General features: G+C 69.1%; 13 protein-coding genes and 1 tRNA gene. 6 read left to right on the forward strand and 8 right to left on the reverse strand.

The features are described 5' to 3' along the window. The first annotated feature begins 9 nt into the window (after window positions 1-9). Both ACIBO2_RS23680 and ACIBO2_RS23685 read left to right on the forward strand, forming a co-directional pair. The gene (locus ACIBO2_RS23680; RefSeq protein ID WP_397299177.1) at window positions 10-255 is read left to right on the forward strand and encodes a hypothetical protein; all 246 of its coding nucleotides are present in this window, start codon (window positions 10-12) and stop codon (window positions 253-255) included. Window positions 256-621: 366 nt separating this feature from the next. Next, window positions 622-2,265 carry a hypothetical protein gene (locus ACIBO2_RS23685; RefSeq protein ID WP_397299179.1) on the forward strand — a complete coding sequence of 548 codons (1,644 nt, stop codon included), beginning with the start codon at window positions 622-624 and terminating at the stop codon, window positions 2,263-2,265. Between the two features lie 244 nt (window positions 2,266-2,509). Here ACIBO2_RS23685 and ACIBO2_RS23690 read toward each other — a convergent pair. From ACIBO2_RS23690 to galU, 7 genes are all read right to left on the reverse strand, one after another. Next, window positions 2,510-2,586 (reverse strand) — tRNA-Ala (locus ACIBO2_RS23690). A gap of 49 nt (window positions 2,587-2,635) precedes the next feature. Then, window positions 2,636-3,229: a hypothetical protein gene (locus ACIBO2_RS23695; RefSeq protein WP_358542035.1), complete on the reverse strand. Its 594-nt coding sequence runs from the start codon at window positions 3,227-3,229 to the stop codon at window positions 2,636-2,638. Window positions 3,230-3,353: 124 nt separating this feature from the next. Beyond that, a complete protein-coding gene (locus tag ACIBO2_RS23700; RefSeq protein ID WP_397299896.1) occupies window positions 3,354-4,007 on the reverse strand; it encodes a GNAT family N-acetyltransferase in 654 nt (217 codons plus the stop codon). Window positions 4,008-4,063: 56 nt separating this feature from the next. Beyond that, the gene (locus ACIBO2_RS23705) at window positions 4,064-4,582 is read right to left on the reverse strand and encodes a MogA/MoaB family molybdenum cofactor biosynthesis protein (protein WP_358542040.1); all 519 of its coding nucleotides are present in this window, start codon (window positions 4,580-4,582) and stop codon (window positions 4,064-4,066) included. Next, a complete protein-coding gene (moaC, locus tag ACIBO2_RS23710) occupies window positions 4,570-5,037 on the reverse strand; it encodes a cyclic pyranopterin monophosphate synthase MoaC (RefSeq protein ID WP_225296114.1) in 468 nt (155 codons plus the stop codon). Before moaC ends, ACIBO2_RS23705 begins: the two co-directional genes overlap by 13 nt. Then, a complete protein-coding gene (glp, locus tag ACIBO2_RS23715) occupies window positions 5,034-6,221 on the reverse strand; it encodes a gephyrin-like molybdotransferase Glp (protein WP_358542043.1) in 1,188 nt (395 codons plus the stop codon). Before glp ends, moaC begins: the two co-directional genes overlap by 4 nt. Further along, entirely contained in the window at window positions 6,208-7,110 is a 903-nt protein-coding gene (gene galU / locus ACIBO2_RS23720) for a UTP--glucose-1-phosphate uridylyltransferase GalU (protein ID WP_357943683.1), read from the reverse strand. Before galU ends, glp begins: the two co-directional genes overlap by 14 nt. 24 nt (window positions 7,111-7,134) lie before the next feature. Here galU and ACIBO2_RS23725 point away from each other — a divergent pair, with 24 nt between their 5' ends. From ACIBO2_RS23725 to ACIBO2_RS23735, 3 genes are all read left to right on the forward strand, one after another. Continuing rightward, window positions 7,135-7,704: a 5-formyltetrahydrofolate cyclo-ligase gene (locus tag ACIBO2_RS23725; RefSeq protein ID WP_397299185.1), complete on the forward strand. Its 570-nt coding sequence runs from the start codon at window positions 7,135-7,137 to the stop codon at window positions 7,702-7,704. 24 nt (window positions 7,705-7,728) lie between these two features. Continuing rightward, the gene (locus tag ACIBO2_RS23730; protein WP_358542046.1) at window positions 7,729-9,234 is read left to right on the forward strand and encodes a potassium/proton antiporter; all 1,506 of its coding nucleotides are present in this window, start codon (window positions 7,729-7,731) and stop codon (window positions 9,232-9,234) included. 68 nt (window positions 9,235-9,302) lie between these two features. Then, window positions 9,303-9,620: an FmdB family zinc ribbon protein gene (locus tag ACIBO2_RS23735; protein ID WP_358542049.1), complete on the forward strand. Its 318-nt coding sequence runs from the start codon at window positions 9,303-9,305 to the stop codon at window positions 9,618-9,620. Here ACIBO2_RS23735 and ACIBO2_RS23740 read toward each other — a convergent pair. Next, a complete protein-coding gene (locus ACIBO2_RS23740; protein ID WP_358542052.1) occupies window positions 9,617-11,590 on the reverse strand; it encodes a DHA2 family efflux MFS transporter permease subunit in 1,974 nt (657 codons plus the stop codon). The two genes, ACIBO2_RS23735 and ACIBO2_RS23740, sit on opposite strands and share 4 nt — an antisense overlap. A 109-nt stretch (window positions 11,591-11,699) precedes the next feature. Between ACIBO2_RS23740 and ACIBO2_RS23745 the strand changes: the two genes are divergently transcribed. After that, the gene (locus ACIBO2_RS23745; RefSeq protein WP_358542055.1) at window positions 11,700-12,506 is read left to right on the forward strand and encodes an S-methyl-5'-thioadenosine phosphorylase; all 807 of its coding nucleotides are present in this window, start codon (window positions 11,700-11,702) and stop codon (window positions 12,504-12,506) included. Window positions 12,507-12,883 lie beyond the last annotated feature (377 nt).

Below are 12,883 nucleotides of genomic sequence, written 5' to 3' on the forward strand. Positions count from 1 at the left end.
GGACGGGGTATGACCCTCGACGCGGAAACCTCGGCGAAGATCACCGGCTACCGGCCGCAGCAGGCCCTGCCGGAATGGGAACAGATTGCCGGGCACGTGCGGATGTTGGTCGCCGCCAGCGCCGACCGCTCCCCTACCGAGTGCAGCGGCTGCTCACCGCGACCACCCATCTGGCCGTGTGGTGTCACCGCTCCGGCCTGCCGGATGACCTGGAAGTGTGGCTGCGGCACGAGACGATCGACGCGTTCGTCCTGACCGGCTGCACCGACCTGGCCCCGAGCTCGGCGCAGACCTACCGCAGCTGGTTGCGGCACATGCGCGCCACGCTGGCCTGGCTGGAACGCGGTGAACAGGCGCCGCCACCGATGAAAGCCCCCAAGACGGTCAGCCCGCCATACTCGCCGGCCCAGCTCGGCCGCCTTCGCGGCTGGGCCGAACGCCTGCCCGGCCAGGCCAGAGGCGACGCGCTGGCGTTGATGGCGCTCGCCTGCGGCTGCGGCCTGACCTCTGGAGAATTGGCCGCCGTCCGCACCGGGCATCTGCGCCGCCTGGCCTGCGCGCGGTCGTGGTCGCCGTCCCCGGCACCGAGCGTACGCCCGACTGCTGGACAACTCCGGCATCATGCCGCTGATCGACGCCGAACTCGGCCCGAGGCCCGGCCCGCCCGGGCTGCCCATCGCCGCGGTGCTGACCTGCCTGCTGCTGTCCATCAACCACACCGGCAAGGCCACTCTCATCGAGGCCTGGCGGATCGCCGCGTTCTGTCTGACCGCCGCCGCACGCCACAGGCTCGGCCTGCCCGACATCAACCCCGAAGACATCCACCAAGTGCTCGCCTCCTCCCGCCGCTTCTACCGGCCCTTCGACCGGCTGACCACCATGCTGGATCCGGCCCGCCACGATCGGCGCGCCCGCCTACCCCAGCAACAGGCCGACGCGCTGGCCACCGCCTGGGAGGATGACGACCCCGAACACTCGCGCAAGCGGGAACTGCTGCAGGACATCGTCACCGCGCTGGTGCTCACCCCGGTGCGCTGGGCCAAAGGCCAGGGATACCTCCGCCACTTCCGCGGCGATGTCGGCATCGACACCACCGCCACCCCGGTCTTCGCCCGCCCACCCCGCGCCCGCCGCTCCACCGGCGAACTGATCGCCTCCACCGAGATCACCGCAGGCTGGCACCACTCGGCCGGAAACGGCCCACCCGAGTACGGCTACAGCGCCACCCTCACCGTCGCCGCCCGCACCCGCTCGGTTCTCGGGTCTTTTCCGCAACTGGCGCTCGGCCTGGTCCTGGACACCCCGCACAAACGCATCGGCGCCAACGCCATCACCACCCTCAAACCCCTGGCCACCCTCGGCTTTCCCACCGCCTTCGCCGCCGTCGACCGCGCCTACACCGACCAGCAACCCGCCCACTTCGCCCGGCCCGCACGCGAACTCGGCTACAAGCTCGCACTCGACTACAAAGTGGATCAACGGGGAGTGCAGGGCAGCGCCCACGGCGCGCTGCTCATCGACGGTCACCTGGCCTGCCCGCTGATACCCGGCCGACTCGCGCAGGCCACCACCGGCCTGAACGACGCCGCCATCCGCACCCCATTGGAAGAACTCACCGCGTTGATCGCCGCGCGAGAGCCGTACTTGCTGCGTCTCAAACAGAGCGCGAACGCAGACCGCGCCATCCGCTTGCAGTGTCCGGCAGCAGGAACCTCCCCGTCGGTCGCCTGCCCCCGCTTCGACCAACTCCACCAGCGCGGGCCCAGTCGGCCCGCCGCGGTCGACCTGACCGATGCCCGGCAGCGAGCCGCCCACCCTGCGGCCAAACCCCGCGTCTTGCCCCCAACCCCCGACCACAAGACCGGCGAACTGCCGAGGATCTGCCACCAGCACACCATCACCGTCCGCAAGGACGACCTCGGCCACCTCGACAAGTTCCGCCAGGACTTGGCCTACCTCAGTCCCGCCTGGATCGGAACCTACAAGTCTGCCCGCGCCAACACCGAGGGCCTCAACGGCAGACTCAAGGGACACGACCTCGACCTCAGCGACCCCAAGAACCGGCTCGCCCACGGACGCGTCGCCCAAACGATTCTGGTCGCGCTGCTCGTCACCGTCGCCAACGACCACTTCCTCGACCAGTGGCGCCACATCCACGAGCCCCAAGACGAGCCCGTCACGCTCGCCGACCCCTCGAAGACTCCAGCCGAGCCCTTCAGCAGCGCTCCACCTGAAGGCCAGAGCAGACCACCACCCGCCCCATAAGCCGCATAACCCGCCATCCCACTGCAGCGCCCAGCCCACCGTCGGCTTCGCCATGCCCAACGGCCGGATCTCGGTCTTCCACCAGCGCCCTGACACCACCCGGGCCTTCCCGGACACCTGCTCCACAGCCCCCAAAACGGGACGAACCCGATTCGGAAACCCCTGAAACGACAAGATCCCGCCCGATCTCGATGATCAGACGGGATCCCGTCAACTTCAGTCCAGCCGCCTCAAGAACGGCCCCTGGTGGAGATGAGGGGATTCGAACCCCTGACCCCTTCGATGCGAACGAAGTGCGCTACCGGACTGCGCTACATCCCCATGGACTTGACCAGATTAGCAAACCCCCGGCACTCCTCGCGCCACACATTCAGTCCCCCACCGCTCGCCGCGGCGGCTCCGCGTACTGATCGAACAGTACGTCCCCCTGCCGGGCCGCCAGGTCGATGATCTCGGCCTGTGCCTGTTCGGCCGCCAGCTCCGCCGCCCGCTGCTGCTCGCGCAGCCGGCGGGCGCGGGCCGTACGGGCCTGGGCCGCGCGATCGCGCCGTTCGCGGTCCACCTGCACCGCGATCCGGAGGAAGGCCATGTACGCCAGCATGATGACCCCGGCGGGCGCGACGCTCCACCAGGGGATCACCTTGACCGCGGCGGTGACGACAGAGGCGATCACGAGCAGGGCGGTGAAGAAGAGCAGTCGCCGGCGCCGGGCCACGATGATCGCGCGGCGCCTGGCCCGGAACTGCCGTGGGTCGACGCGTTCGAACTCGCCCGTGTAGTCCTCGGGCTGCTCCACCAGATCGTCGGGCTGCTGCTGGGACAGGTCCGGTAGCTGGTGTTCGCCGGTGTAGTACTCCTCGAGCTCCACCAGCTCGGCGAGGTTGGTCTTGTCCCTGCGCAACCACATCGGAACCAGGACACACAGCCACATAACGACGATGGCCAGGTAGAGGAGGATGCTCACAGCCACCTCCGGGCAGCACAAAGACGCCTGGCTGCTGGCGGCGTCTTCGATGTGCTCACGTCACGCACCGTAAGACCGCGTGTCACTAATTGACGAGCATTCGGTGCGGTGTGTCGCGAGATCGTCAAACCTCTTCTACTGGAGACCCACCGTGAGCGGCTGACTCACGCGCGCGACGCCACTGTACGAGCAAGCCCCCGGGTACGTCCTCGACGGTCAACGCGTAACAAATGTGATCGCGCCAGGCTCCATCGATGTGAAGTTGGCGACGCCGTATGCCTTCTTCCCTGAATCCCAGCTTCTCAACCACCCTGCGGCTGGCTTGGTTCTCGGGGCGGATGTTCGCCTCCAGCCGGTGCAGGCCGGTGGTGAAGAAGCAGTGGTCGACGGCCATCGCGAGCGCGGTCGGGGTGATTCCCTGACCGGCCAGCGCGCCGTCGATCCAGTAGCCCACCTGTGCGGAGCGGGCCGAGCCCCAGACGATGGCGCCGATGGTCAGCTGTCCCGCGAACCGGCCACCGTACGTGACGACCCACGGCAGCGCGAGGCCCTGCCTGGCCTCGCGGCGCAGGGTGCCGACCATGGAGATGTACGGGCCGAGACCCGTTCGGAACAGCGGAGTCTCCGGATTGCTGGGCTCCCAGGGACGCAACCACTCGGCGTTGCGCAGCCGCGTCTCTCGCCACACACGTACGTCGGCCAGTCGCAGCGGTCGCAGGCCCACCGGGCCTTCGTTGAGAACCGCCGGCCAGCCACGAAGTCGATCCACATCTCTCATCATCCCCCTATCGGGCACGATGTCGCCACGGATCAGCAGCGGTGACTCTCCGCACACTAAGGGCGGGGGTGGTCGCCGCCCCGAATCTGATCGACCGCATGCTGAAGGACGGGCGCGAGTACGGCCACACCATCCCGTACGCCGCCGGAGGATCCGGGCAGATTGACGATCAACGTGTCGCCCGCCTGGCCCGCCAAACCACGGGAAAGGATCGAGGTTGGGACTTTGTCGCGGTTCGCCTGGCGGATGGCCTCCGCTATCCCGGGAATCTCGCGGGTGATCACCCGAGCCGTCATCTCCGGCGTCAGATCGGTCGGTGTCAGCCCGGTCCCACCGGTTGTCACAATCACCGCGTACCCCGCCGAAACGCCGTCGCGGAGTGCGGCCTCGACCGGCTCACCATCGGGCACCACGATGGGCCCCTCCACGGCGCACCCAGCGTCCGAAAGCAACGAAACCAGGAGCGGTCCCGATTTATCGGCGTAAATCCCGGCTGATGCGCGGTTCGACACGGTCACCACCAACGCCCGGATCACCGCATCGGGGATCACCGCGTCAGGCGTCACCGCGTCCACAACCCGGTCTTCCCGCCCACCTTCTCCTCCACCCGCACATCGGTGATCACCGCGGCCGGATCGACCGCCTTGACCATGTCGATCAACGCGAGCGCCGCCACGGACACCGCCGTCAGCGCCTCCATCTCGACCCCGGTACGGTCGGCCGTCTTCACCCGGCAGGTGATGGCGACCCCCCAATCCTCGACGTCGAGCGACACCTTGACCCCGTGCAACGCGATCGGATGGCAGAGCGGGATCAGGTCGGGCGTCCGCTTGGCGCCCATGATGCCGGCGATCCTCGCCACGCCGAGCGCGTCGCCCTTGGGCACCTCACCCGACCGCAGCAGCTCCACCACCGCGGCCGACAGCAGCACCCGTCCGGTGGCCGTGGCCGAACGCGCCCCGACCTCCTTGCCGGACACGTCGACCATGCGCGCGGCGCCCGTCTCATCGAGATGGGTGAATTCCGTCAAAACCGGGTCACCTCCACCACAGCGCCGGCCGGCACCTCGGTCACGTCCTCGGGTACGACGATCAGCGCGTTGGCCGAGGCCAGCGCGGCCAGCTGGTGCGAGCCCTGCCCGCGTACGGGCGAGACGGTGCCGTCGGACGACAGCACACCGCGCAGGTATGACCGCCGCCCCGACGGTGACCGCAACGGCCCGGTGACCCGGGCGGAGACCGTCTCCGGCGGCTCCACGGGCAGGCCGCGCATCTTCTGCAGCGCCGGCCGTACGAAGAGCAGGAAGGAGACGAACGACGAGACCGGATTGCCGGGCAGCGCGAAGATCGGCACCTGGTCCTCGCCCACGACGCCGAAACCCTGCGGCATGCCGGGCTGCATCGCGACCTTCTCGAAGTTGACCGTGCCGAGCGGGGTGAGCGCCTCCTTGACCGGTTCGTACGCGCCCATCGAGACGCCGCCGCTGGTCACGATCGCGTCGGCGCGGATGAGCTGCGCGTCGAGCTGGTCGAGGAAGGCGGCCGGGTCGTCGCCGACGGTGGTCGCGCGGAAGCCCTCGGCGCCGGACTCGCGTACAGCGGCGGTCAGGGTCACGCTGTTGGAGTCCCAGATCTGGCCCGGGCCGAGGGGCATGCCGGGTTCGACCAGTTCGGCGCCGGTCGACAGGACCACGACGCGAGGGCGCGGCCGTACCATGACGCGGCGGCGGCCCACCCCGGCGATGATGCCGAGCTGCGCGGGCCCGATCACCGTGCCCGGTTTGAGGACGACTTCACCGGCTTGTACGTCCTCGCCCGCCCGGCGGATGGCGTTGCCGACCGTGGGGGCGCGGTCGATCGTGACGGAGACCGTACCGCCATCCGTCCATTCCACCGGCACGACGGCGTCGGCGCCGGCAGGCACGGGCGCCCCTGTCATGATGCGGACGGCATGCCCGGGACCGACCGCCCGCAGCTCGCTCGACCCGGCGGCCACGTCGTCGATCACCGGAAGGGTGACCGGGACATCCGCGACATCCTGGGCACGTACCGCGTAGCCATCCATGGCCGAGTTGTCGAACGGCGGCAGCGGCACCGGCGAGGAGACCTCCTCGGCCAGGGTCGCGCCGAGGGCCTGCTCCAGGTCGAGTTCGAGTGGGGCCAGCGGACGCACGGTGGCCAGGATCTCGGCCAGGTGGGCGTCAACTGATTTCATCGAGGAACTCCCGCAACCACGGCACGAACTCGGGCGCCAGGTCGGGCCGGTCGGCCGCGAACTTCACGACTGTGCGTAGATAGTCGAGTTTGTCGCCGGTGTCGTAGCGACGGCCGCGGAACAGCACGCCGTGGACCGGCCCGCCCTCCTCCGTGCCGCGTGCGGCCAGCGTGCGGAGCGCGTCGGTGAGCTGGATCTCGTTGCCGCGGCCCGGCGGGGTGTTCTCGAGTACCTCGAAGACCGCCGGATCGATCACGTAACGCCCGATGATCGCCCAGTTTGAGGGCGCCTCGTCCACCGGCGGCTTCTCGACGAGGTCGGTCACCCGTACGACGTCGGACTCGGAGGTGGCCTCGATCGTGGCCACGCCGTACAGCGAGACCTGCTCCTTGGGCACCTCCATCAGCGCGATCACGCTGCCGCCGTAGGTGTTGCGCACCTGGATCATGCGGTCGAGCAGCTTGTCGCGGTGGTCGATGAGGTCGTCACCGAGCAGGCAGGCGAACGGGTTGTCGCCGACGTGCTGCTTGGCGCAGAGGACCGCGTGGCCGAGCCCCTTCGGCTCGCCCTGGCGTACGTAGTGCAGGGTCGCCAGGGAGGCCGGCTCGCGGACCTGGGACAACCGATGCTCGTCGCCCTTGGCCTCCAGCACCTCCTCCAGCTCGAACGCCCGGTCGAAGTGGTCCTCGATCGACCGCTTGTTCTTGCCGGTGACCATGAGGAGATCGAGGAGCCCGGCGGAGGCCGCCTCCTCAACGACATACTGGATCGCGGGCTTGTCGACGATGGGCAACATCTCCTTAGGTGTCGCCTTCGTCGCTGGTAGGAATCGGGTGCCCAGACCTGCGGCGGGCACGACGGCTTTCGTCACAGGGTCGAAGTCAGCCATGAGTAGACCCTAGTGGAGGTATCTGTGGACAAGATGAAACTGCGCCGCGAGCTGCTCTCAGCGCGTAGCTTCCTCTCCCCGGAGCAGTTGCGGATAAACGCCTCGAAGGTCCGCGAAACACTGCTCGATCAGCCGTGGGTACAGATGGCCGGGCTGGTGGCCTGCTACTGGTCCATCGGCTCGGAGCCGGGGACACACGGGCTGGTGTTCGCGCTGTGGAAGCACGGCGCGACCGTGATGCTGCCCGTACTGCGGGAGGACGACGACCTCGACTGGGCGGTTTATGACGGCCCCGACACGCTCGCGCCCGGCCGCTTCGGGATCATGGAGCCGGTCGACACCCGGCGCGGCGTCGACGCGGTCCGCACGGCCGCCCTCGTGATCGTCCCCGCTCTCGCCGTGGACAGGCACTCGGGGGTACGGCTCGGCCGTGGCGGCGGCTCGTACGACCGCGCCCTGTCCAGAGTGGGGCCGAACGTCCCGACTGTCGCTCTGCTCCATGACGGTGAGCTGATCGACGACGTGCCGGCCGAACCGCACGATCAGCAGGTCCGCTGGGCGATCACACCCAGCGGACTCACTAGGCTTATGTGAAGGAAACACACAGGAGGGGGCCAGATGACGCTAGATGTCTGGCTTCTCCTTGGTGCCGCGATCGTCATCGCGGCCATCGCCTCCGTTCGCATCGCGCATCGCAGCGGCCTGCCCAGCCTCCTGCTCTTCCTCGGCCTGGGTCTGGTCCTGGGCGAGGCCGGGTTCGGCATCCCGTTCGACAATCCGGAGTTGGCCCAGCAGATTGGCCTGAGCGCGCTGGCGGTGATCCTGGCCGAGGGTGGTCTGACCACGAGCTGGAGCCACGTGCGCCGCTCGGTGCCGCTGGCCCTGATCCTGGCCACCCTGGGGGTGGCGGTCAGCATCCTGGTGGTGGCGGTGGCCGTACAGGGGCTGCTGGGATTCGGCCTGAACTCCGCGCTGATCCTCGGCGCGGTGCTGGCCTCCACCGACGCGGCCGCCGTGTTCTCGGTGCTGCGGCGGTTGCCGCTGCCGCCGCGCCTGGCCGGCGTGCTGGAGGCGGAGTCGGGCTTCAACGACGCGCCCACGGTGATCGCGGTGGTGCTGCTGAGCGCCGCCACTCAATCGCCGCCGTCGCTCGGCGCGTTCCTGATGCGGACCGGGACCGAGCTGCTCATCGGCGCGGCGGTCGGCCTCGCCATCGGGCCCGCCGGCGCCTACACCCTGCGCCGCGTCGCCCTGCCCGCCTCGGGCCTGTATCCGATCGCCGTCCTGGCGCTGACCTTCGTCTCGTACGGCGGCGCGGTGCTGCTGCACGGCTCGGGCTTCCTGGCCGTCTACCTGACGGCGCTGATCCTGGGCAACTCGCGGCTGCCGCACCGGGCGGCGACCAGGGGGTTCGCGGAAGGGGCCGCCTGGCTGGCGCAGATCGGGCTGTTCGTGATGCTCGGGCTGCTGGCCGACCCGAAGGAGATGCCGTCGGCGATCGTGCAGGGCCTCATCGCGGGAACGGTCCTGGTGCTCCTGGCCAGGCCACTGTCGGTGATGGTCAGCGCGCTGGCGGCCCGGCTGCTGCGCCTCGGCCGGACGAACTGGCGCGAACAGGCGTTCCTGTCATGGGCCGGCCTGCGCGGAGCCGTCCCCATCGTGCTGGCGACCATCCCCTGGGCGGCCGGGGTCGCGGGCTCGAAGGACATCTTCAACGAGGTCTTCGTGATCGTGATGGTGTTCACACTGCTGCAGGGACCGACGCTGCCGTTCGTGGCCAGGATCCTCGGCGTGGCCGCCCCCGGAGAGGCGCACGACCTGGAGGTGGAGTCGGCGCCGCTGGAGGAGCTGAAGGCCGACCTGCTGCAGATCAAGGTGCCACCTGGATCCCAGCTGCACGGCGTCGAGATCTTCGAGCTGCGCCTGCCGGCCGGGGCCGCCGTCACGCTCATCGTCCGCGACGGCAAATCGTTCGTACCCTCGGCCACCACCCGGGTCCGGGCGGACGACCAGCTGCTCGTGGTCGCCACCGCGGCCTGCCGCGACGAGGTCGAGAGCCGCATGCGGGCCGTCAGCCGCCGGGGCAAGCTGGCCGGATGGTACGGAGAACGCGGTTCGGAATAGTCGTTTGACCTAATCGGTTACCATTAGCAGTCGCATCGCTCGAGTGCCAGAACTTGAAGGAGGAGCGCGTGCCGACCTACCAGTACGCCTGCAACGACTGCGGTGAGCAGCTCGAAGTCGTTCAGAAGTTTACCGACGATGCGCTGACGGTCTGCCCGGCCTGCGAGGGTAACCTGCGCAAGGTGTTCTCCGCCGTCGGGATCGTGTTCAAGGGATCGGGCTTCTACCGTACGGACAACCGGGCCAGTTCGACTGGTTCGTCCACCTCCTCCTCTTCGTCCTCGTCCAACGGGAAGTCGAGCGAGAGCAAGCCCGCCGAGTCCAAGCCGGCCGAGTCGAAGTCCACCACGACTCCGGCCCCCGCGGCCGCTTCCGCCACCTCCTAGCGCCCTTTACGCTGCTGGCGTGGGCAATCGGCGTTGACGCCGAGCAGGGCCGGGGCGACTCGTTCGACGAGTTGCTCCAGTTGGGGATGCGCGCCCCAGTCCGCGACGAGTCTGCTCAATCCCTCACTCGAGCAGCGCAGCAGCCTCAGCGCGGCCCGCTGGCCGTCTTCTGTGAGCCGTAGCGAGTCGCCGTCCGGCGACCGTTCGACAAGGCCGTCCGTTATCAGCTGGTTGGCATAGGGACGGCCTTGTTCGCGGCTGACGTTCGCCCGCGCCGCCAGGTCCGCGGCCTTGACCCAGCCTTCGCCACCGAGCCTGGCCACGATCCAGACGCCCTGCGGTGGTACGCCGGTCAAACCGGCCAAGTCGCCCACCCGTTCGTAGAAGCCCCTGCGCAGGTTGGCGTCCGCCAGGCGTACGAGACCTCGCTCGACCTCGGCCAGCGACGACCGCTCCGCCGACGTGGCGCCCAACCCTTCACCCAGGTCGGTCGCCTTGGTCGTCTCCCTGAGGCGTTGCTGCGGAATCAGCCAGCTGAGCAGAAAGGCGACGAACATCACCGGCGCCGCCACCCGAAAGACAGCGGCGATCGCGTCAGCGTAGACGTGCAGGAACTCCGCGACGAGCTGGCCCGGCAGCCGCTGAATGGTGGTGGGATCCTGCTGGACCCGCGCCGGATCGAAGCCCGGCGGCAATCTGGTCCTGGCCAGCAACCCGCGCAGATCGGCGTCGAGCCGGGCGGTGAAGACCGCGCCGAGCGTGGCGACGCCGAACGAGCCGCCGATCATCCGGAAGAACGTCGCCCCCGACGTGGCCACGCCGAGGTCCTTGAAGTCGACCGCGTTCTGCACGATGATCACCAGCACCTGCATGGTCATCCCCAGCCCCACGCCCAGGACCAGCAGGTATAGACCCAGCGCCGACAGACTCGTGTGCTCGGTCACCATGGAGAGCAGGAACATCCCGACCGTCGCCACCCCCGTGCCCGCGATGGGCAGGAAGCGGTATTTGCCGGTCCTCGTGATGATCTGACCGCTCACGATGGACATCGTGAACATCCCCGCCATCATCGGCAGCAGATAGACCCCGGACAACGTCGCGCTGACCCCGTGAACCACCTGCAGATAGAGCGGAAGGTACGCGAGCGCGCCGAACATCCCGAACCCCACCACGAACCCGACGAACGCCGTCATCGAGAACGCCCTCTTCCTGAACAGCCCGAGCGGCAGAACCGGCTCGGCCGCCCGCCGCTCGGCGAGCACCCACCCAGCGAGCAGGGCGACGGCCGCCACCGCCAGCCCAATGATCATCGGGCTCACGGCGGCACCGCCGGTGGCGATCAGGACCAGGCAGGACGTGGCGCCGCCGAGCAGCACGACACCGACATAGTCGATCTTGTGTTTGGTCCGCGTCTGATCCCCCGGCAGCGCCGTGGCGATCACGAACAGCGCGACCGCGCCGATGGGCAGGTTGATGTAGAACACCCAGTGCCAGCTGAGATGATCGACGAACAGGCCGCCGAGCAGCGGCCCCACGATGCTGGACACCGCGAAGACCCCGCCGAAGAACCCCTGGTATTTCCCCCTGTCGCGGGGCGAAACGACGTCGCCGACGATCGCCTGGGCCAGCACCATGAGCCCGCCGCCGCCCAGACCCTGGATCGAGCGGAAGAAGATGAGCTCGCTCATGTTCTGGCTCAGGCCGCAGAGCGCCGAGCCGATGAGAAAGATGACGATCGCCGCGACGAACAGCCTCTTACGGCCATACTGGTCACCCAGCTTGCCCCAGAGCGGCGTGGAGACCGTCGAGGCGAGCAGGTAGGCCGTCACCACCCACGACAGCTGCTCCAGGCCGCCGAGGTCGCTCACGATCGTCGGCAGGGCTGTCGCCACGATCGTCTGGTCGAGCGCCGCGAGCAGCAGACCGAGCATGAGCGCGACGATGATGAGGACGAGGCCCTTTTGCCGCATGCGAAGATACTACTCTTCGCACTTGTGTGCTAACGCAGTGAAGTAAGTTATCCACAGAACGCCATTCAGCCCCTGCTTCCCCTCCACCAATGCCGCTAATCTCGGCGCCATGCTCACTCGTGCAGACATCGGCGTCATCGGCGGCTCGGGCTTTTACTCCCTGCTCGACGACGCGGAAGAGATAGAGGTCGCCACCCCCTACGGGCCGCCCAGCGACGTGGTCACGGTCGGACGGATCGGCTCACGCTCCGTGGCGTTCATCCCCAGACACGGGCGGGATCACCGCTTTCCACCCCACCGCATCCCCTACCGGGCCAACCTCTGGGCCCTCCGCTCACTCGGCGTCCGCCAGGTGCTCGCACCCAGCGCCGTGGGCTCGCTCCAGGTCGAGCACGGGCCGGGCGCGATCGTGATCCCCGATCAGCTCATCGACCGTACATCAGGACGGGTCCAGACCTTCTACGACATCGACGGCGCGGCGCACGTGTCCTTCGCCGACCCCTACTGCCCTTCGGGGCGCTCCGTGGCCGTGACGGCCGCTCGGGCGGGCGGCTGGGCCACGGTAGATGGCGGCACCCTGGTGGTGATCGAGGGCCCGCGCTTCTCGACCCGGGCGGAGTCGCGCTGGTTCGCGGGCAACGGGTGGACGATCGTCGGCATGACCGGCTTTCCTGAGGCGATTCTGGCTCGGGAGCTGGCGCTCTGTTACACGTCGCTGTCGTTGGTGACCGACCACGACGCCGGGGTGGAGGCCGGCGAAGGGGTGACGCATGAGGAGGTGCTGGAGTTCTTCGCCCGGAATGTGACGCGGATGCGGGGGCTGGTGGCGGAGGCGGTGCAGGGGCTGCCTAGTGAGCGATCGTGTCCGTGTGGGTCGGCGTTGGACGGCATCAAGCTGCCGTTCGAGCTGCCGTGAGTGGGGGCCTTGCGGGCGGCTGGCCGGGGCTCGCGCGCCCCAGTTCGGCGGGTCAGTCTGAGCGGCTCGGGGGGCTCGCGCATGCCGGTTCGGCGGGGCAGCCTGAACGGCTCGGGGAGCTCGGGCGGCCCGGTTCGACGGGGCAACCTGGGCGGCTCGGTGGGCTCGGGCAGCTCGGTTCGCTGGGGCGTCCTGGTTCGGCGGGGCGGCCTGAACGGGCCGGAGGGCTCGCGCGTGCCGGTTCGGCGGGGCGGCCTGAACGGCTCAGCCGACTCGGCGGGCCCGGGCGGCTCGGAGGGCTCGGGCGCCTTGGGCGGGTTGGGCGTCGTCGGCGGCGGCTTGCCGCGGCGATGGCAGCTGGCATCGGCGTCCTTTCC

Origin of the sequence: Nonomuraea sp. NPDC050022, assembly GCF_044460705.1 — a bacterium.
Classification (GTDB): Bacteria; Actinomycetota; Actinomycetes; order Streptosporangiales; family Streptosporangiaceae; genus Nonomuraea.

Coding starts and splice junctions, on each gene's coding strand:
- glp (WP_358542043.1), bottom strand. CDS start 6,221: ATGAAATCAGTTGACGCCCACCTGGCCGAGATCCTGGCCACCGTGCGT.
- galU (WP_357943683.1), bottom strand. CDS start 7,110: ATGGCTGACTTCGACCCTGTGACGAAAGCCGTCGTGCCCGCCGCAGGT.
- ACIBO2_RS23745 (WP_358542055.1), top strand. CDS start 11,700: ATGCTCACTCGTGCAGACATCGGCGTCATCGGCGGCTCGGGCTTTTAC.
- ACIBO2_RS23685 (WP_397299179.1), top strand. CDS start 622: ATGCCGCTGATCGACGCCGAACTCGGCCCGAGGCCCGGCCCGCCCGGG.
- ACIBO2_RS23740 (WP_358542052.1), bottom strand. CDS start 11,590: ATGCGGCAAAAGGGCCTCGTCCTCATCATCGTCGCGCTCATGCTCGGT.
- ACIBO2_RS23680 (WP_397299177.1), top strand. CDS start 10: ATGACCCTCGACGCGGAAACCTCGGCGAAGATCACCGGCTACCGGCCG.
- ACIBO2_RS23730 (WP_358542046.1), top strand. CDS start 7,729: ATGACGCTAGATGTCTGGCTTCTCCTTGGTGCCGCGATCGTCATCGCG.
- ACIBO2_RS23700 (WP_397299896.1), bottom strand. CDS start 4,007: ATGAGAGATGTGGATCGACTTCGTGGCTGGCCGGCGGTTCTCAACGAA.